General features: G+C 58.8%; 18 protein-coding genes. 7 read left to right on the top strand and 11 right to left on the bottom strand.

What is annotated here, in order from left to right:
- Nucleotides 1-12: 12 nt before the first annotated feature.
- On the top strand, nt 13-999 hold the full coding sequence (locus ACZ9DP_RS06015; RefSeq protein ID WP_040115745.1) for a sugar-binding protein: 987 nt from the start codon (nt 13-15) through the stop codon (nt 997-999).
- Between the two features lie 150 nt (nt 1000-1149).
- A complete protein-coding gene (locus tag ACZ9DP_RS06010) occupies nt 1150-1887 on the top strand; it encodes a FadR/GntR family transcriptional regulator (RefSeq protein ID WP_372431320.1) in 738 nt (245 codons plus the stop codon).
- 161 nt (nt 1888-2048) lie between these two features.
- On the opposite strand, the gene mctP is transcribed toward ACZ9DP_RS06010, so the two are convergent.
- The 4 genes from mctP to mctS all read right to left on the bottom strand — a co-directional run bounded on the left by mctP (nt 2049) and on the right by mctS (nt 6431).
- On the bottom strand, nt 2049-3524 hold the full coding sequence (gene mctP / locus ACZ9DP_RS06005; protein ID WP_476200778.1) for a monocarboxylate uptake permease MctP: 1476 nt from the start codon (nt 3522-3524) through the stop codon (nt 2049-2051).
- The gene (locus tag ACZ9DP_RS06000) at nt 3514-3711 is read right to left on the bottom strand and encodes a DUF3311 domain-containing protein (protein WP_074072210.1); all 198 of its coding nucleotides are present in this window, start codon (nt 3709-3711) and stop codon (nt 3514-3516) included. The genes mctP and ACZ9DP_RS06000 overlap by 11 nt, the downstream gene beginning before the upstream one ends.
- 687 nt (nt 3712-4398) lie before the next feature.
- Nucleotides 4399-5043, bottom strand: coding sequence for a two-component system response regulator MctR (mctR, locus tag ACZ9DP_RS05995; RefSeq protein ID WP_074072211.1), 645 nt, complete (start codon nt 5041-5043; stop codon nt 4399-4401).
- Entirely contained in the window at nt 5040-6431 is a 1392-nt protein-coding gene (mctS, locus tag ACZ9DP_RS05990; RefSeq protein ID WP_476200776.1) for a two-component system sensor histidine kinase MctS, read from the bottom strand. The genes mctR and mctS overlap by 4 nt, the downstream gene beginning before the upstream one ends.
- A gap of 299 nt (nt 6432-6730) precedes the next feature.
- Here mctS and ACZ9DP_RS05985 point away from each other — a divergent pair, with 299 nt between their 5' ends.
- The gene (locus ACZ9DP_RS05985) at nt 6731-7132 is read left to right on the top strand and encodes a response regulator (protein ID WP_476202211.1); all 402 of its coding nucleotides are present in this window, start codon (nt 6731-6733) and stop codon (nt 7130-7132) included.
- Between the two features lie 322 nt (nt 7133-7454).
- Nucleotides 7455-8519, top strand: a complete 1065-nt coding sequence (locus ACZ9DP_RS05980) for a glycosyltransferase family 2 protein (protein WP_476200775.1) — start codon at nt 7455-7457, stop codon at nt 8517-8519.
- 39 nt (nt 8520-8558) lie between these two features.
- On the opposite strand, the gene pqqE is transcribed toward ACZ9DP_RS05980, so the two are convergent.
- The 7 genes from pqqE to ACZ9DP_RS05945 form a co-directional block, all read right to left on the bottom strand.
- Nucleotides 8559-9665, bottom strand: coding sequence for a pyrroloquinoline quinone biosynthesis protein PqqE (gene pqqE / locus ACZ9DP_RS05975; RefSeq protein ID WP_283072665.1), 1107 nt, complete (start codon nt 9663-9665; stop codon nt 8559-8561).
- Entirely contained in the window at nt 9662-9961 is a 300-nt protein-coding gene (pqqD, locus tag ACZ9DP_RS05970) for a pyrroloquinoline quinone biosynthesis peptide chaperone PqqD (RefSeq protein WP_476200773.1), read from the bottom strand. The genes pqqE and pqqD overlap by 4 nt, the downstream gene beginning before the upstream one ends.
- The gene (pqqC, locus tag ACZ9DP_RS05965) at nt 9958-10713 is read right to left on the bottom strand and encodes a pyrroloquinoline-quinone synthase PqqC (protein ID WP_476200772.1); all 756 of its coding nucleotides are present in this window, start codon (nt 10711-10713) and stop codon (nt 9958-9960) included. Before pqqC ends, pqqD begins: the two co-directional genes overlap by 4 nt.
- The gene (gene pqqB / locus ACZ9DP_RS05960) at nt 10710-11648 is read right to left on the bottom strand and encodes a pyrroloquinoline quinone biosynthesis protein PqqB (protein ID WP_476200771.1); all 939 of its coding nucleotides are present in this window, start codon (nt 11646-11648) and stop codon (nt 10710-10712) included. Before pqqB ends, pqqC begins: the two co-directional genes overlap by 4 nt.
- 294 nt (nt 11649-11942) lie before the next feature.
- Complete coding sequence (locus ACZ9DP_RS05955) at nt 11943-12800, bottom strand: substrate-binding domain-containing protein (RefSeq protein WP_194730910.1); 858 nt, start codon at nt 12798-12800, stop codon at nt 11943-11945.
- Between the two features lie 4 nt (nt 12801-12804).
- Nucleotides 12805-13290: a c-type cytochrome, methanol metabolism-related gene (locus tag ACZ9DP_RS05950; protein ID WP_074073107.1), complete on the bottom strand. Its 486-nt coding sequence runs from the start codon at nt 13288-13290 to the stop codon at nt 12805-12807.
- A gap of 214 nt (nt 13291-13504) precedes the next feature.
- On the bottom strand, nt 13505-15352 hold the full coding sequence (locus tag ACZ9DP_RS05945; RefSeq protein ID WP_476202208.1) for a methanol/ethanol family PQQ-dependent dehydrogenase: 1848 nt from the start codon (nt 15350-15352) through the stop codon (nt 13505-13507).
- 473 nt (nt 15353-15825) lie between these two features.
- Between ACZ9DP_RS05945 and ACZ9DP_RS05940 the strand changes: the two genes are divergently transcribed.
- The 3 genes from ACZ9DP_RS05940 (at nt 15826) to ACZ9DP_RS05930 (ending at nt 17739) form a co-directional block, all read left to right on the top strand.
- Nucleotides 15826-16176: a hypothetical protein gene (locus tag ACZ9DP_RS05940; RefSeq protein WP_476200769.1), complete on the top strand. Its 351-nt coding sequence runs from the start codon at nt 15826-15828 to the stop codon at nt 16174-16176.
- Between the two features lie 492 nt (nt 16177-16668).
- Nucleotides 16669-16917, top strand: coding sequence for a hypothetical protein (locus tag ACZ9DP_RS05935; RefSeq protein WP_476200767.1), 249 nt, complete (start codon nt 16669-16671; stop codon nt 16915-16917).
- Between the two features lie 384 nt (nt 16918-17301).
- Nucleotides 17302-17739: a VOC family protein gene (locus ACZ9DP_RS05930; RefSeq protein WP_074072220.1), complete on the top strand. Its 438-nt coding sequence runs from the start codon at nt 17302-17304 to the stop codon at nt 17737-17739.
- Nucleotides 17740-17771: the final 32 nt, after the last annotated feature.

Genomic DNA, 17771 nt, shown 5'->3' with positions numbered 1-17771 from the left:
AGGGAGGAAACCATGAGGAAGGCATTACTACTTGCATTCACGGCCTTGGCACTCACCGCCGGCCCGGCGCTTGCCAAGAAGCAGCTCGTCATCGTCGTGAAAGGGCTAGACAACCCGTTCTTCGAAGCGATCAACCAGGGTTGCCAGAAATGGAACAAGGAAAATCCAGACTCGGAATATGAGTGCTTCTACACGGGCCCGGCATCGACATCCGATGAAGCCGGCGAGGCCCAGATCGTCCAGGACATGCTGGGCAAGGCCGACACGGCTGCGATCGCCATCTCGCCGTCGAACGCCAAGCTTATCGCTCAGACACTCAAGACAGCCAATCCGAGCGTTCCGGTGATGACGCTCGACGCCGACCTCGCCCAGGAAGACGCCGCTCTGCGAAAGACCTATCTCGGCACCGACAACTATCTGATGGGCAAGCGCATCGGCGATTACATGAAAGAGGCCAAGCCCGATGGTGGCAAGGTCTGCTCGATCCAGGGCAATCCCGGCGCCGACAACATTCTGCGTCGCGCACAGGGCTGGCGCGATTCGCTGTCGGGCAAGGAAGGGCTGACCGAGCTCAAGGGTGAAGGCGGCTGGACCGAGGTCGCCGGCTGCCCAGTGTTCACCAATGACGACGGCGCCAAGGGCGTGCAGGCGATGACTGACATCCTCGCCGCCAATCCCGACCTCGCCGGCTTCGGCATCATGGGCGGCTGGCCGCTCTTCGGCGCCCCCCAACCCTACCGCGACCTGTTCAAGCCGATGGCCGACAAGATCGCCAAGAACGAGTTCGTCATCGGCGCCGCCGACACGATCGGCGACGAAGTGGCGATAGCCAAGGAGGGCCTTGTCACCGCGCTGGTCGGCCAGCGTCCCTTCGAAATGGGCTACAAGGCACCCTCCGTGATGATGGACCTGATCGCCGGAAAGCCGGTTGAGGATCCGGTGTTCACCGGGCTCGACGAATGCACCAAGGACACAGTCGACACCTGCATCCAGAAATAACGCGTGGTTCGGAGCGCCCAAAACCACTGGGCGCTCCGCTTCTCCCGATCATCTCAAGGTGATAAAGGCTCGCTGACGTCTCTTGTCATTGCGGCAACTTTTGACCTAGTCCGTGCTGGGGATCACAAAGTGCTGAGGCGATTGAATCAGATGCCGGACAGGAAAACAGCAAAGCGCTCTGACCCGACCATCCCCCGCATGGCCGGCGGAAGCGTGCATGTTTCGGTGGCCGGCGAGATCGGGCTTCGCATCGTGCGTGGCGACTATCCGCCCGGAACCATTCTGCCGAATGAGGCGAAATGGTCCGAAATGTTCAATGTCAGCCGATCGGCCGTGCGCGAGGCGATCAAGATGCTGATGGCAAAGGGCCTGCTCGCCTCGCGCCCGAAAATCGGTAGCTGGGTGGAGCCCAAAGAGCGCTGGAACCTCTTGGACCGCGACGTCTTGGGCTGGTATGCGGCATCACCCGACCGCGAGCCCTTCTTAAGGGCAGTGCAGGAGCTTCGCCACATGATCGAGCCGGAGGCGACGGCGCTGGCCGCCGAGCGGCGAACCGAAGAGCAGATGATTGAGATCAGCCGGGCCCTTCATGAAATGGCTCGGGCGACATCGCCCCAGCAGCGAAGTGAGTCCGACGCTCGGTTTCATATCGCGATCTTGCGCGCCTCCGGCAACGACCTGCTCGTACCCTTGGGCGTTCTGATCGAATCCGCCCTCAATCATCTTCTTGCCCATGTCGTGCGGGAGGGCAGCAGCCTGCGGCATACGCAGATGCTTCATGAACGCATCGAGAGAAGCATTCGATTGCAACAGCCGCACACGGCCCGCAGTGCGGTTCGAAAGGCCTTGGCAAACACTGATGAAATCATCGCCGGGCGCTCGCGATAGGCGGCGCTTCGCACCGATCCGGCGCGATACTCGGGCTTCGTGGCCGGCCTGCCCGAGGCGATCGCACCTTTCCGCTGCTCCTGCATTTCAACCACAAGAGAACCACACCAGGATGTCTCGTCCGGAGGACCGCATTGCCGCAGTCCTCCGCTCTCCTTGTTTCAAGCCCGCGCCGGGGTCCTTGCCGGCACGACTGCATTGACAGCCACCGCGACGGCGATGTTTGCCGCAAGGGCAAGAAGACCGGTATAGATGGTGAACGGTTCTCCACCGAGGCTAATCAGGTGCAACGGCTTCCAGCCGGCATCCCACACGAGGAAGGTGCCGCCGGTGAAGCCGACGAACCAGCCGGCGAGTAGGCCCGGTGCACGGAACCAGTTGGTATAGAGGCCGAAGACCAGGGCCGGCAGCGTCTGCAGGATCCAGATGCCGCCAAGCAATTGCAGGTCGAGTGCAAACTGCGTCGGCAGGAAGATGATGACCAGCAGTGCGCCGACCTTGACGACGAGCGAGGTCAGTTTGGCGACCTTGGCTTCACCCGCATCGCTGACATGCGGGTTGACATAAGCCTTCCAGAAATTGCGGGTGAAGAGGTTGGCGGCGCCGATGCTCATCACCGCCGCCGGCACGAGGGCACCGATCGCGATCGCTGCGAAGGCGAAGCCGGAGAACCATCCCGAGAACAGCGTCTTGAACAACGCCGGCACGACGTCATTGGCGTTTTCGAGCTTCAGCCCGGCGGCATGGCCCATATATCCGAGCAGGGCGAGAAGACCGAGCAGTAGCGTATAGGCCGGCAGCAAGACGGCATTCTTGCGGATCGTCTTGCCGCTGTTCGAGGCGAAGATACCCGTCAGCGTATGCGGATACATGAAGGCGGCGAGCGCCGAGCCAAAGGCTAGCGTCGCATAGGCGACATACTGGTTGCCGGCGAGCAGGAGATCTCCCTTTCCCTTGACCTGGAAAGCCGCATCAGCCGAGGCAAATACGTTGGCATAGCCGCCGAGCTTCGAGGGAATGAGCGCCACGGCTGCGATGACCACGATATAGATCATGATGTCCTTGACGAAGGCAATCAGCGCCGGGGCACGCAAGCCGGCGGAATAGGTGTAAAGGGCAAGCACGATGAAGGCGATCGCCAGCGGCAGTTCGCCATGCAGGCCGAGCGCCTTGAGCACCGCTGTCATGCCGACGAGCTGGAGCGCGATATAGGGCATGGTGGCGATGACGCCGGTTGCGGCGACGGCGAGCTCGAGGCCGCGCGAACCGTATTGACCGTGCACGACGTCGCCGGCCGTCACATAGCCGAAATCCCTGGCGCGTTTCCAGAGGATGGGCATGACCATGAAGACGAAGGGATAGACGACGATGGTATAGGGCAGTGCGAAGAAGCCGTAGGCACCGACCGTGTAAACGAGTGCCGGAACGGCGATCACCGTATAGGCCGTGTAGAAGTCGCCGCCGACCAGGAACCAGGTGATCCATGTGCCGAAGCTGCGACCACCCAGGCCCCACTCGTCGATATGGGCAAGCGTTTCAGGCTTACGCCAGCGGGAGGCGACGAAGCCCAGGATCGTGACGAGTGCGAAGAAGAAGAGGAAGACGCCGAGCGCCGTTCTGTCGATATCAGTCGTCATGGCGCGTGCTCCGATAGGCGATCCAGGTCAGCGTGGCGGTGATCGGCACCCAGAGAAGCTGGTACCAATAGAAGAAGGGAAATCCGAAGAGTGCCGGCTCGCGGATATTGTAGAGGGGCGGCCAGAGCAGGCCGATATAGGGAATGACGAGCAGCCAGAGCGCTGCTTTGTTCCGTGATTTTTCCATGTCGGATACCTCTCGGGCGCCAGATGTGGCGCCAAGTTGCAGTTGTCGGCGTGGAAGGCGGGCTTGTCAGTCGATCGCTGGGGCGAACCTGGCTCAGGCTGTCGCGACGGCTTTTCCGACTGAACGGAAGCAGGCGTAATGCAATTGAGATCCTCCCAACGGCTCGCTTTGGGCCAGCCGTGGTGAAGTCCTATGGCGGCGGTTTTCGTCTGGCAAGATGGCAGGAAGCGTAAAATACTCGCGTCTACCCAGAAGTGGGTAGATGCGATTTATTCTGCTTTGACGCTTAATCCGTGATCGAGCACACAGCAATCAATCATGCATCGAATTTCGCTGGACGTGAGCATTCCCCGCCAGCCTGCCTTGGCTGACCGCTAGCGCGCCACGCGCTTGCTGTGTCGCCAGGGCGTCGTAGCCGCTTAAGTTGAAGTCTAGGCGAGCTCCTCAAAGGCAGCTATTTCTTCAAACCGGTCAATGTTTCACTTTTATGGGCATGCCCCTTCGAAGGGCTTGCAATGTGGGAGCGAAGGCGAGCCCTTTCAACCGACGGGTCACTGCGGTAGCCCTCCCAGTCGTCAGCCCGCTTTGCGCAGCGCGACCACCGGATGACTGGTATTGCGCGGAAATTTTGGCAACAAGAGCGAAAACCGGCAAAATACGCGGGCCTACCCAGTACGCGTAGGCCGCTTAACTGTCGCCCCAGGTCAATCCGTTCTCGATAGCATAGCGGGTCAATCCGGCCGTCGTCGTAATGTTGAGCTTCTTCTTGATGTTCTTGCGATGCGTCTCGACTGTTGCAGCCGAGATACCGAGTGTCTGGGCAATATCACGGTTGCTCTTTCCTGCCGCCAGCAACAATAAAACATCATGCTCGCGCGTCGTCAGAGGAAGCGCATCCGGCGTCTCCTTTCGCTCGAGCAGAACTTCCGAGACGCCGGAAGAGAAGTAGGTTTTGCCGTTTGCCACGGCTTCGATTGCAGCGATGATCTCGTCGGTGGAGACATCCTTGAGAATGTAACCGGAGGCTCCGTGCAACACCGAGGTGGAAATATATTCGCGACTGTCGTGCATCGACAGCATCAGGATCCGTGTTTCCGGCAGTTGTTCCTTGAAGAGCTCGATGGCATCGATTCCGCTGAGCTGCGGCATATTGATATCCATCAACACGACAGCTGGCCTTTCCCTCAGCGCAATCTCGAGCCCTGCGCGTGCCAATCCGGCGGTACCGACAATCTCGAGGTGTTCATAGGTTTCCAGCACCGCCCCTAACCCGTCCAGAACCAGGGGATGATTGTCGATCAAAAGAACCTTGATACTTTTCCTGCCGCTCATGCTGCTTCCTTGCCTTGCGCGCGGCTCACCGTTGCCGACCTTGGAAGCATCGCTGTCAGGATCGTGCCTGCTGGTGTCGTCTTGATCAGCAGCAGGCCGCCGAAATGGGCCAGGCGCTCCTGCATATTGCGCAGTCCGAGCCCGCCGCCGAGCGCTTTCTTCCCTTCGGCGATGTTTTCATCGAAACCGTTTCCGTTGTCGGAGATCGTCATGCGGACGCGGCCCCCAACGCTCCAAATCCTGATGTCGACACGCGTTGCTCCGGAATGCCGCTCCACATTGTTCAACGCCTCCTGCGCTACGCGATAGAGCGCCGTGCTCGCCTCAGGCTTCAGCATATTCTTGAAGGTCAGCGCCTCAAGATGTGTATCGATGGCCGTACGCTCCGAGAAATTATCGCAAAGCGCCTTGAGCGCCGGTCTCAGGCCAAGATCGTCAAGCGCTCGCGGACGCAGGTCATGGGACAGGCGCCGTACCTCCTTGATCGCCCCGTTCAGCGCCTCCGCCCCGCGATCGATTGCACGGGCGGCATCTTCGGCCTGGCTTGCGACCTTGCGGCTCGCCAGATCGATCGCATAGCGGACGCCGATGAGGTTCTGCGATATCCCGTCATGCAGTTCACGGGCAAGGCGGGCCCTTTCCTCTTCCTGCGTGTCGATGATGCGCTGTGCGAGCTGTTTAAGCTTGCTATCGGCAAGGCGGCGCTCTCTCAACGTCAGCAGCATGCCGGTGGCAAAGACGATGAGAACCGCCGGCACGGCAATCAGGGCAACGATCAGAAATGTCTTGCGGACATTGGCGCGAAAATCGGCATTTGCGGCGGCGGTCTGTGCAAAGACGTCATCAAGATAGACGCCCGTTCCAAGCATCCACTTCCATTTGTCGAGGCCGACGGCGAAGGACAGTTTGTCGGCCACCTCTCCGGAGGAGGGTTTCTGCCACTTGTATTGGTGAAGGCCGCCGCCCTCCTTGGCCTTCTCGATGAGATTGGCAACAACCTTGTCGCCATCGGAATCCGTCAGGTTGAGCCAATTGTGCCCCGGCCGGAACGCCTGGCGCGGATGCACGACATTGTTGCCGTCGTAGTCATAGACAAAGAAGTAGCCATCCTTGCCGTAGTCGAGCGCGGTCAGGATGGCGCGAACCTTCTCCTTTGCGACTTCGTCGTCCGGACCGGCGGCTTCGTAGATGTCATGAATGGCAGAGAGCGCAAGATTAGTCAGATTAAGGAGTTCCGTTTCCTTGGCCTTGAGCATGTTTCGCTCGAACGTGTCGATGCTGCTTCGCACAAGCGTCGCCGATTGCCAGGTGATGAACGCTGTGACGATCAGGATGGCCAGGATCAATGGGATGATGGCCAACGCCACAATCTGATGTCTAAGATTCATAGGCCGCCTCCCTGCCGCCTTGGTCACGCGGGCAAGGTTATATATGAAACGACATCGACGGATAGCTCAAGCTTCGCCCGATCTGCAAACGTCCGGGCGTTTCGGCAAACGGCATCACGCGCGCGGCGGCTTTGCCGGAGGTGGTCTCCCGGAACTTTGCCAAATTTCAGTTCTATCGAGCGTTTGGCCTCGAATGGGTGCACCGGAGGAAGCGAGATCGACCCCTTGAAAGCCAGCGGAATCTTCAGGAGCCGGAGCGAGGTATCAGTACCCGCTAGCCATTGGGCCGCATGCGTAGGATGCTGGGCGTTTTTGCCGCCGGCCGGCTGTTGAACTCGGCATGTAAGCTCATTGTCGAGGAGTTGAACGAGGCCGGATTTGCAACGCTGGAAGCGGCCAACGGTCAGGAAGCACTCGAGTCCATCTTATCGAAGTGGCCCGACATCGTTATCACCGACATCTCGATGCCGATCATGGACGGCCATCAACTGCTCGCCGAGGTTCAGGTCAATCACCCGCAATTCTCCAACATCCCGTTTATCTTGCCGGCACTCACGGATCGGAAAAACATGTTGAGCGGTCTTCGAGCAGGCGCGGCGGACTATCTGACAAAACCCATCGACTTCGACCTATTGCTTGCGAAAGTTACAGGCTGCGTCACGCGGACTGAAAACGACAAAGCGGCCGGCCGCGCATTCTAATTGGCGGTCGACCCATTCCGCAAAGCGTTGACGCAGCACCATGCGCCGGTGCAGTGACCTATCCCAACGCCAGCCAGGACAGTCGCTCTTCTCCTGCCTGACGGAGCTTTCATCGCTATGGTCTTTCAAAAGCCACAAAGCTGCGCAGGCTGGGGAGCGCACAGACTGATCAAACAAGATCTTCGCCGACCGCGTGGCCGGCGTGTCAGTGCAGCGGCTTTTTTCAGCTTTGAAAAGCCGTTCTTGCCCAGACGGACATTACCATCAGGACCTGAATGAGAAGGTTCGCCGCGACCAAAGCAGAAGTGCGAGGTTCAATGCGATGCATTCCATCCAAGAAGACGTTTCAGTTTCGATCATCATTGCGAACTACAACTACGCGCGCTTCTTAAAGCGCTGCATCGATAGCGCGCTGGAACAAAGCCATGACAACGTAGAAGTCATCGTTGTCGACGACGCATCGGCTGACGACAGCCCTTGTGTGATTGCGGCATATGGCTCGAGGATCACAGCTCTCTTAAGAGAGAGCAATGGCGGTCATGCGGCTGCGTTCAACACAGGATTTGCGGTCAGCCGAGGCCAGATCGTTCTGTTTCTCGACGCCGACGACTATCTTTATCCGAACGCCGTATCGGAGATAATCGAGGCATGCGACGGCGATACCGCCCAGGCGCAATTCAGATTGCACATTGTCGACGAGCGTCAACGCGTCAAGGATGTGTTTCCACCTCAGGAGTTCCCCTTCGATTCAGGTGATGTCACCCCCCAGCTGTTGCAGAAGGGACGCTATCAAACCACCGTGACAAGCGGGCTGGCCTTCAGCCGTTCGGCTTTGGAGGCAATCATGCCTATCCCCGAGACGGACTTTCGCCAGGGGGCGGATGGATATCTGGTCACTGTCGCGCCTCTCCATGGAAAGGTGACGTCGATCGATTCTTGCCTTGGCGCCTACCGCATGCATGGCGCCAATCATTCCGTCTTTGCAGAAAGACTTGGCCAGCGGGCACGCTGGCGGGTGGAGCACGACTTCCGCCGGATGGAAGCCTTGTCCGATCAGGCCGCCGATGTCGGCTTGACGGTGCCGCCGGACGTCAGTCTTCACGATACGGTGCATCTCGAAGAGCGCTTGGCATCGCTTTGCATAGACCGCCAACGGCATCCCGTTCCCGATGATTCAAGGCTCACTCTCGGCGCTGCAGGTGCCGTGGCGAGCCTGGAAATGAATGTCTCGCTCAGACGCCGTGCCGTCCTGGCGGCCTGGTTTCTCTCCGTCGGCCTACTTCCCCGGCGCATGGCAAAGGCGCTCTTGTCGTGGAAGCTTGTCGCCTCTTCGAGACCTGCCTTCCTGCTGCGACTGTCGAAAACCATTCGCCATGCCATGGGCTAGCTCCAGGACGACCAGCAGCCAAACCCTCACGGAACTGGCCTACCAAGTCCGTCCGATGCGGCGATACTGGAAATTGTCGGCGCTGGACGAAGGAGCGGAATTGGCTTGGCTGATCAGCATTGCCATACGGCTATGAAGGGGTGACTTGACGCAAGCGGGATCCGTCGCTGCGGCATCGCCCGCTATTGCCATTGCCTGGCATCTGCATCCGCCCCAATCGATGTCACGTCGCTCGCAGCTCCTGCAAGGTTCCAGCATCCACTCGTCGCCGCGAAATGCATTGAAAGCCGGAGAATTAAGCCAGATATCCGTCAGGCTCGATTCTCCGAACCGTTCGAATTGCAAGGACGAGATGGTTGCAGCCGCGTGGCAGGGAAGTGCCGTGCCATCCGGGGCGACCATGAACGCATCACGCGCCCAGCCGCCCATACAGGGCTTCGGATAGACCGCGAAATAATCGGGAGCGACGAAGTCGATCGCGAGAACTCCCTGCAGCCGCGACTGGGCTTCTTCGACAATCTCCACCTGGCGCTCCACCGCGGCGCGATCGGGCATAAGGGCATTGCGGTTAAGAAGAGCCCAGCCTCCATACTGCACATTGGCGATCTCCAATCTCTCTGCCCCAAGCGAAAGGGCAAGATCGATGAAAGCCGGCACTTCCTCTATGTTGTGGCGATGGATCGGAGCATTGATCGTCAGCGGCAGGCCGAGCTCCACGACCCGCCTTGCAGTCTCAAGCTTCTTCTCGTGCGCGCCACGGTGATTGCCGATTTTCTCGGTCGTCGGCGCGTTTGCACCCTGAATGCTTAACTGCACATGATCGAGACCCGCCCCCTGCAGCGCCTCGAGCCGCCCTTCCGGTATCCCGACCCCAGCCGTGATGAGATTGGTGTAGACGCCGCGTCTAGTCAGACAGCCTACAAGCTGCTCGAGATCCGGCCTAACGGTCGGCTCTCCACCGGACAGATGAACCTGTAGGACCCCAAGATCGGCTGCCTCTTCGAAGAGAGCCAGCCATGCGTCTGTCGAAAGCTCCCTGTCCGCCTTCAACAACTCGAGCGGGTTGGAGCAGTAGACGCATTGCAGGGGACAGCGATGCGTAAGCTCGGCCAGCATGCTGATTGGCGGAAGAAGTCTTTCATTCATAGCGTCACCAGAAATCTGTCGGACCATTCCTGCAGGAATTCTTCGACATCGGGAGCAATGTCCTGGCGAGGCGCATCGTATTGTCCGGCAAGCTCGTCGACGATTTGCGGCACCGTGTGCTGGCCATCACACAGTCTCAGGATATCAAGACTGACCTCATCCGGCCAGAAAACCTTTTCCGGCGACAAGACCGCCCAGGCGCTGCGCACCGGATCAAACTGCAGCCGGACGTGACGCTTCAGACGTGGCCTCGACTGTGCGGACAAAACGGCCCGCTGGCGGCGGATCTGCATCATCTTGCCTCCGGCACGAAAGCGCCCGGCGGAATGTTGCCGCCGTCTCGATAGGCATAGTCGAGTGCATCCAGCATTGCCCACAAGATATCGCATTTGAAAATGAGGGCATTTATCACGTCCTGCTGCTTTTCCGGCTCCGTCGCATGCGCAAGGACATAGGCGAGCGCAAAGTCAGAATCGCGTGGCGCCTGCTTCAGCCTCGGTGTGAAATAGGCCAGGATATCTTCGCTCACAAAGCTGTATTTTGCCAGCATGGCCGGAACGCGCTCGCCGATGATCACAGGGGCGAACAATTCCGTCAGGGACGAGGCGATGGCTTCCAAAAGGCTGCGATTGGTGCAGAAAGACAGATAAGCTCCTACGGCAAAGCGGGTCGCGGGCAGAGCGCGGCGCTCGCTCTTCACCAGCTCCTCGTTAAGCCCCAGCCCGCTTGCCAGCTTGAGCCAGCGAGCGATGCCGCCGTCCCAGCCGGTTGCCCCATCATGATCTTCGATCCTTCGGCGCCATTCCGCGCGCAATTCCGGGTCCTCCGCGCGGCTGACGATCATCGCGTCCTTGCGCGGGATCATCGCCTGGTAACAGTACCGGTTGAGCGCCCATGCCTGAAGCTCGGCCTTGGTCAATGCGCCTGCCATCATTCGGTGATGGAAGGGATGCTTGTTGTGGTATCGCTCCTCTCCCACCTGACGCAGGGTTGCTTCGAGTGCGGCGGGCGTCAATCCGTTTCGCGCCGCGTGTGCAAATTCGCTCATATGCCGATCTCCATCCCGTCATAGCCGATCTCCCATCCCCCTGCCCTCACAGCTGCTGCTTCGGCAGAGCGCTCATCGAGGATCGGATTGGTATTATTGATATGAACATAGACGCGGCGCGCTGGCGCGATATCGGCAAGCAGGGCCATGGAGCCGTCAGAGCCGGCGATGTGCATGTGTCCCATGCGCCGGCCGGTCTTGGTCCCGACGCCGGCACTCAGCATCTCGTCATCCGTGTAGACCGTCCCGTCGAACAGCAGACACGACGCCGCGGCAATCTTCTTTTTCAGGTCGGCGTCGATGCTCGCACAACCAGGAATATAAAGCGTCGAGGAATGACAGCCCTCCTGAACAATACGCACCCCTACTGTATCGCCCTCTTCCGTGCCGAACCCCTCCTGCGCCCGGCCCGCATCTTCAAGAAACAGCGCAATCTTGCCCGGAACCGGAAAGGCTTCGACCACGATGGATGTCGGCTTGCCGTGCCAGTCCGCAATGGGGGTCGGCACGTTGAGCAAAAGTTCCCGGCGCTCGACCAGTTGCCTGTCGAGAACATTGAAAATGCTGTTTTCCTCGATCACTCGAAGCACCCGGGCGGTTGCATAAATGACAAAACGATGCCGCTCGCGCAGGCTCAATAGTCCGGCTATATGGTCGACATCGGCATTGGTCAGGACAACAGCCTGGATGGGCGAGGCCCGCAAGGGACCCTCCTCCAGCGGCTGCAGCTCCGGAGCGGCGGCAATCTGTTCGCGAATGTCCGGGGATGCGTTGAAGAGAATCCAGTCCTTGCCGTCGGCGGATACGCCAAGACTCGATTGGGTCCGTCGCCGAAAGCCGCTTTCACCGTTGCGGACGGCGCGGCTCAGCCGATAGTTGCAGTTCCATTGTGGGAATCCGCCTCCTGCCGCGGAGCCGAGGATCTTCAGCCGCATGTGATGGTGCTTCCTTCCGACGGCAGCCGCCCCACGCGGACAAGCCGCATGGAGCGGTAGATGCGCTTATTTCTTAGCCTTGAGTTCGGCGGAACGGTAACGTGACATTTCCATTCCGACGCACACGACGCATGTCGTCGGCTTCTTCCAACTTTTCTTCATAAGCTTCTCCTCTTTACTCTGCCCGAGATCAACCATTGATCTCCTCCCGGCACCGTGCGCCTTCGGCGCAAGCTCTGAATCTCAACAATATTCGCATCTGCCATTGTGGGGAAAATCCGAATGCCGTCGCTGCTAGCCCTTGATCTGGTTACCGGCTTCGTCGATGAGCGGGACCTGATATTGCAGCAGAATCCGGTTTATTTCCGATTGGTTCTCCCGGATCACCTTGTTCAGCGTCCGTTTCCACTCCTGATCGGACGGACGCACGCCCATGGTGATGCGATAGGACATACGACCGGCCTTTTCTTTGAGAAGCGGCACCACGACAAGGTCCGGATTAATCTCCTTGACGTAATAGCCGGCCATCGGTCCCCAGAGGATAGCGACGTCGATGACGTCCTTTTCGAGGTCCTTCAACATGACCTCGGCCATGGACGGCGTCGAGCGCGTATCCACCATCAACGGGTAGGGCTTCGCGTTGCGCATCAGCTTGGCCCTCGCCAGGTTGGCGCTCGGCGGCGTTCCCGCGACGATCCCGATCCGCTTGTCGGCGATTTTGGGATCCTCGAGGCTTTCCAAGCCTTCCAGACCGCTACTCTTCTTGAAGATCATGACATAGGTGGATCGGTAATAGGCGTTGGTGTTCTGCACCAGTTCGTCGCCTTGGGCATAACCCATGATGACATCGCACCGGTTGGCTCTCAGCGTATTGCGGACAAAGCCGGTCGCCATCGGATACCAGGTATAGGAGACCGATTTGCGTTGGGTTTTGGCAGCCACCAGTTCAGCCAGCTTGTTTTCGAAGCCTTCGCCGCTTTCATCCGTAAACGGCATGTTTGAGGGATCGGCACAAACGCGCAGCACGTCCGGATCGACCAGTTCGCCCGCCGCGCCGATCCCGGCACCTTGCGCAAATACCGCCGTCGGGATCGCGGCAATCACCGCGACCACAAACAGAACATGACGACCGCACAATTTGCCTGGCGACATTAGATCAGCTCCCCATACAGGATTTTTCGTGGTCCTTCGCCGCTTGCGGCTTGTCAGCCTTCTTGGGCGGACGACCGCGCGGCGCGTCGCCGACGGCCCGCGCGCGCAGATAGACGTAGATGTCGTCGAGGTAGCAGTAGACGTTCTTGTTTTCGCCGAACGCCGGCATGACGTTTTCCTTGCCGCCGCCGACATTCTTGCGGCCTTCCGCGACGATCGACAGGAAGGTTCCGTAGTCCATGTCTTTCATGGTGTTGGCGAGCGCAGGCGCATAGCTCGAGCCGACGCCGTCCGGTCCATGGCAGACATGACAGTCGGAATGATAGCGCCGGTAGCCGCTGAAGGTATACCAGTCGACCGTCCCGTCATCCTGGATTTTGAATGTTGGATTGCCTTCCGCATCGACATATTTGCCATCCTGTTCGCTGACGGCTGCGGCCTTCTGCTTGTCGTCGGCGGCAAGGATGACGCTGGAACCAATAATAGACATCGCAAGCACTAACACTGTTTTGCGCACTGACATTCGGACCTCTTTCTCATTCGCCATCAATACAGCCTTGCTGTCGCGATGCGGCGTTGACAGGAGAGTTGTGGTTTGCGCGGCGAATTCGAGGGCCCGCTGGGGGAAATCCCGGTCTTCCGGGCCCTCGCTTCTCTACCAGCCACCTCGACCAAGAGGTCGGCGTGCTATGGGTTCCCGCAGATCAATCCGGGAGACCGAAGACGGTGAGCTGACCGCCCAGCGTCGTGTAGTCGGCAAGAGCGGCATAGCCGCCGACAGCGCCGAGACCTGCCGTCGAGATCGACTTTTCTTCCTCGGCCGGAGCCTTCTGACCGGCAACGGCCTGCTGCCAGGCTGCAGCACCTTCCGCACCCAAAAGACCACCGGCAAGTCCGATGCCGGCCCATCCGCCAATACCCGACAGCACGGCAACATACTGCTTGCCCTTGTGCTCGAAGGTGTTGATGTTGCCGATAATGCCGGACGGGGTCTTGAACTTGTAGAGTTCCTTACCGTCCTTATCGACAGCCTTGATGTAGCCTTCCAGCGTGCCGTAGAAGATGACGTCGCCATCGGTCGACAATGCACCCGACCACACAGAGAACTGCTCGGGCTTCGACCAGACGATCTCACCCTTGGCGGCATCCCAGGCGATGAAGTTGCCCATGCCGCCATGACTGTTGGGAGCCGGGTACATCGATACCGTTGCCCCCACATAGGGCTGACCGGCGGTATAGCTGACCTGGTAAGGCTCGTAGTCCATGCAGACATGGTTGGTCGGCACGTAGAACAACCCGGTCTTCGGCGAGTACGTGGCCGGCTGCTGGTCTTTTGTTCCAAGAGCGGCCGGGCAGACGCCCGTCGTGTTGGTGTCCTCGCCGTTCTGCTGCGTCGAGTATTGGGCAACCACCTGCGGGCGGCCATACTCCTTGCTCTTCGGATCCATGACGACTTCCGTCGCCCAGTTGACGGCCGGATCGTATTTCTTGGCAACGAGCAACTCGCCGTTTCCGCGATCCATCGTATAGGCGAAGCCGTTGCGATCGAAGTGCACCAGCACGTCGCGTTTCTGGCCGCTGATGTCCATGCCGTCGACGAGGATCATCTCGTTGACGCCATCGAAGTCCCATTCGTCATGCGGGGTCATCTGGTAGACCCACTTGGCCATGCCTGTATCCGCATCACGTGCGAATATGGTCATCGACCATTTATTGTCGCCCGGTCGCTGAACCGGGTTCCAGGTCGACGGGTTGCCGGTCCCGTAGTAGACCAGGTTGAGCTTCGGATCGAAGGCATACCAGCCCCAGGTCGTTCCGCCACCCTGCTTCCACTGCTCGCCTTCCCAGCTGCTGACGCCCGAATCCTTGCCGACCGGCTTGCCGAGATGAGTGGTCTTTTCCCCATCCATCAAGGTTTCCGCGTCAGGACCGGTCGAATATGCCTTCCAGGCAACCGAACCGTCTTTCAGATTATAGGCGGTCACATGGCCACGCACACCGAACTCGCCGCCCGATATGCCGATCAGCACCTTGTCCTTGAAGACCATGGGTGCGGCCGTTCCGCTCTCTCCCTTGCCGCCGGCCGTATCCTCGCCGTTCTTCACCGACCACACGACCTTGCCGGTCTTGGCGTCGAGCGCAACGACTGTCGTGTCGGCCTGGTTGAGGATGACCTTGCCATCGCCATAGGCAACGCCACGATTGACCGTGTCGCAGCACATGATCGGGATGACGTTCGGATCCTGCTTGGGCTCATACTTCCAGAGGATCTTGCCTTCATTGTTGAGATCGAGAGCATAAACGGTATTTGGGAACGGCGCATGGACATACATCACGTCGCCGATCACCAGAGGTCCACCTTCATGACCGCGTAGCACGCCGGTCGAGAATGTCCATTTGACCTGGAGGTTCTTCACATTGTCCTTGTTGATCTGGTTCAATTTCGAAAACCGGGTATTGGCATAGTCACCCGTCGGAATCGCCCAGTTTTTGGAATCGGAGATCAATTTTTGGACCTCGTCGTTGGCAGTTACTCCTCCCGCCAATGACAAAGATACCGCAGTCGTCACCAATGCCGATTTTATGAAGTTTGCACGTACACGCATTTAGTCCTCCCTAAGTTCGCAAGGATGACGAGTTAAAACGGCGCCTGTTCAGCGACCCGCGTCATCGGTTCAGCGTGTGGGAAGTATTTCCGGCAGCGTGTCACGACCTAAGCCAGGCGCGCGGAGGGCACCGTTACCGCCCACCCGCTTGGCCTACGAAGACAGTCACCACTCCCTTGACGGTAACGTCCTTGAAGCCGGAAACAAATAGACCATAAGAGATAGATTTGCTTTCTGCAAGCGTGTTTGTTCAGCAATGTTCGCTGCGTTGCAGCATTAGTTTTGTGCGACGCAATATTAATATCGTCAAGTTACTGTAAAACTACTGCCAATGTATCGACGTCATTGAATTTATGCTATAATAACACTGCACATCATCTTTGTCAGGCAGAAAACTGCGCTGCATGAAAGGAACCGCCATGATTGCGCTTAAGACACTTGGGATCGCGACCTTCGCAAGCGCAGCAATCAGCTTCACGCTTCCGGCGGCGGCGGGAACACGTTATCCGACCAACGTCATTGCAGAATATGTCTATGCCTGCATGAAGGCGAACGGAGAAAATCGGGCGATCCTCGACCGTTGCTCGTGTTCGATCGACGTCATCGAATCCATCCTGCCCTATGAACGCTACGAGACGGCCTCCACCTTTAAGCAACTGGGGCTCCTCACCGGTGAAAACGGCGCGTTGTTCCGCGAAAGTGCCCCCGCAAAAGCTGCGACGGCGGAGCTGAAAAGAGCCCAGGCCGAAGCAGACATACGATGCTTCTGAATCGGGTTTCGGTTCCTGGACCGAGCCGGGAACCTTTCGCGGTCCGAGTGCAAGATATCGCCGCACACGCATATGTTTTTGAACTGCTGTGTGGGCGGTTCTGACGAACCACGATAGCTGCTTGCTTTATTGATCTATCGGTAGCGTTCAAAGACGCCTAGCCGGAGACCCAAAGACACTGCCGCTCAAAAACCGCCGGAGCTCTAGCTGCCGCTGGGTGATGGTGTAGCGGCAAGTCAAACCACCTCGAGTTGCTGAACACTGCCCCGAGCGAAAACTTCAAGGGCGGGCTGCGTTAAGCCGCCTAAGAACCTTCGGGCTTGGAAAAAGTTTCGAGCCCTCTTCTTCTGCACGAACAATGCCGGACGGGTCGGTAGCTCCATCTCGGGCAAGCATGAGAGCAGATTGATGCGGCTCCTGCATCCTGTGGACTTTATCAGCAATTGTTAAAATGCCGTAGTCTCGCCAAAGGGAATCGGACACTGTCGGTCTATGCGCGATATTTCACGGCCGTTCGCTACCGACGACAATCTGGAAAGGCACCTACGCTGCCAGGAGGCCTTGCAGTTCGCCTTCCTCGACCTGATAGCGGCGGCCGTTGCCGTCGGCTGGAACGAGCGTGAGGCGATTGTCGCCGTCTTGGATCTTGCCGACAATCATATGCTGGCACTGGCGGCAAACGATGGCATGTCCGCCTTGCTCGATGCCTTGAAGACGGCACCTCGACGCTCATCTCCATAAGAACATATGGTCCGCGATGGAGTGGAAAACATCGCGTCCTTCTTTGTTGGGGCCAGAGTTTTAATGCCCAATTGGCTTTGCCCGCATCGCGCCACCCTATCACGACCGCGGATTGATGAGAAGCAGAGGGTAGTCAAACCGATAGATCGCGTGAAGGGGGCATCGTTGTTGCACCTCCTGACTTTCTGGAACATCGCCTTTCGTGACCGCTCAGAGACCGTTTGAAAACGGGTGGCGGTTTGAGGCGGTCCATGATTCAAGCTTCTGATGTGGACAGCAGCGAATCAGGCCCGGATGGCCGCCGGTGTTGGGGGCACCTCAAGCGTCCGTTGTTAGACTAGGCGACACCTTGTAGATTGGAAAGACACCTCGGAGATTTGAAACATGGCGCTCAAGCGGATGGACAACGTAGGAATCGTCGTCGAAGACCTCGGAGGGACGATTGATTTCTTTCGCGAACTCGGCCTCGAGCTCGAAGGGCGGGCCACGATCGAAGGAGAATGGGCCGGACGTGTCACTGGACTGGGCGATCAGCGTGTGGAGATTGCCATGATGCGCACACCGGACGGCCACAGCCGGCTCGAGCTCTCCCGCTTCCTCACGCCGCCTGTCGTCGCAGATCACCGGAACGCCCCGGTCAACGCCCTAGGCTACCTCCGCGTCATGTTCGCCGTGGACGACATTGACGAGACGCTTGAAAGGCTCCGCACGCGCGGCGCGCAGCTCGTAGGCGAAGTAGTCCAGTATAAAGACGCATATCGGCTCTGTTACATCCGTGGGCCTGAAGGGCTTCTCATCGGACTCGCCCAAGAACTCAGCTGAGCGCAATACGAAGACAAATGGCGAAGAGTGAC

Source organism: Rhizobium sp. USDA 4016 (genome assembly GCF_056279705.1).
Note: the sequence above shows the minus strand (reverse complement) of the source record. Positions and strands in the feature narration are given on the sequence as shown.

Excerpts from the sequence above, each read along its gene's own strand:
- ACZ9DP_RS06015 (WP_040115745.1), top strand. The coding sequence starts at position 13 with ATGAGGAAGGCATTACTACTTGCATTCACGGCCTTGGCACTCACCGCC.
- ACZ9DP_RS06010 (WP_372431320.1), top strand. The coding sequence starts at position 1,150 with ATGCCGGACAGGAAAACAGCAAAGCGCTCTGACCCGACCATCCCCCGC.
- mctP (WP_476200778.1), bottom strand. The coding sequence starts at position 3,524 with ATGACGACTGATATCGACAGAACGGCGCTCGGCGTCTTCCTCTTCTTC.
- ACZ9DP_RS06000 (WP_074072210.1), bottom strand. The coding sequence starts at position 3,711 with ATGGAAAAATCACGGAACAAAGCAGCGCTCTGGCTGCTCGTCATTCCC.
- mctR (WP_074072211.1), bottom strand. The coding sequence starts at position 5,043 with ATGAGCGGCAGGAAAAGTATCAAGGTTCTTTTGATCGACAATCATCCC.
- mctS (WP_476200776.1), bottom strand. The coding sequence starts at position 6,431 with ATGAATCTTAGACATCAGATTGTGGCGTTGGCCATCATCCCATTGATC.
- ACZ9DP_RS05985 (WP_476202211.1), top strand. The coding sequence starts at position 6,731 with ATGCTGGGCGTTTTTGCCGCCGGCCGGCTGTTGAACTCGGCATGTAAG.
- ACZ9DP_RS05980 (WP_476200775.1), top strand. The coding sequence starts at position 7,455 with ATGCATTCCATCCAAGAAGACGTTTCAGTTTCGATCATCATTGCGAAC.
- pqqE (WP_283072665.1), bottom strand. The coding sequence starts at position 9,665 with ATGAATGAAAGACTTCTTCCGCCAATCAGCATGCTGGCCGAGCTTACG.
- pqqD (WP_476200773.1), bottom strand. The coding sequence starts at position 9,961 with ATGATGCAGATCCGCCGCCAGCGGGCCGTTTTGTCCGCACAGTCGAGG.
- pqqC (WP_476200772.1), bottom strand. The coding sequence starts at position 10,713 with ATGAGCGAATTTGCACACGCGGCGCGAAACGGATTGACGCCCGCCGCA.
- pqqB (WP_476200771.1), bottom strand. The coding sequence starts at position 11,648 with ATGCGGCTGAAGATCCTCGGCTCCGCGGCAGGAGGCGGATTCCCACAA.
- ACZ9DP_RS05955 (WP_194730910.1), bottom strand. The coding sequence starts at position 12,800 with ATGTCGCCAGGCAAATTGTGCGGTCGTCATGTTCTGTTTGTGGTCGCG.
- ACZ9DP_RS05950 (WP_074073107.1), bottom strand. The coding sequence starts at position 13,290 with ATGTCTATTATTGGTTCCAGCGTCATCCTTGCCGCCGACGACAAGCAG.
- ACZ9DP_RS05940 (WP_476200769.1), top strand. The coding sequence starts at position 15,826 with ATGATTGCGCTTAAGACACTTGGGATCGCGACCTTCGCAAGCGCAGCA.
- ACZ9DP_RS05935 (WP_476200767.1), top strand. The coding sequence starts at position 16,669 with ATGCGCGATATTTCACGGCCGTTCGCTACCGACGACAATCTGGAAAGG.
- ACZ9DP_RS05930 (WP_074072220.1), top strand. The coding sequence starts at position 17,302 with ATGGCGCTCAAGCGGATGGACAACGTAGGAATCGTCGTCGAAGACCTC.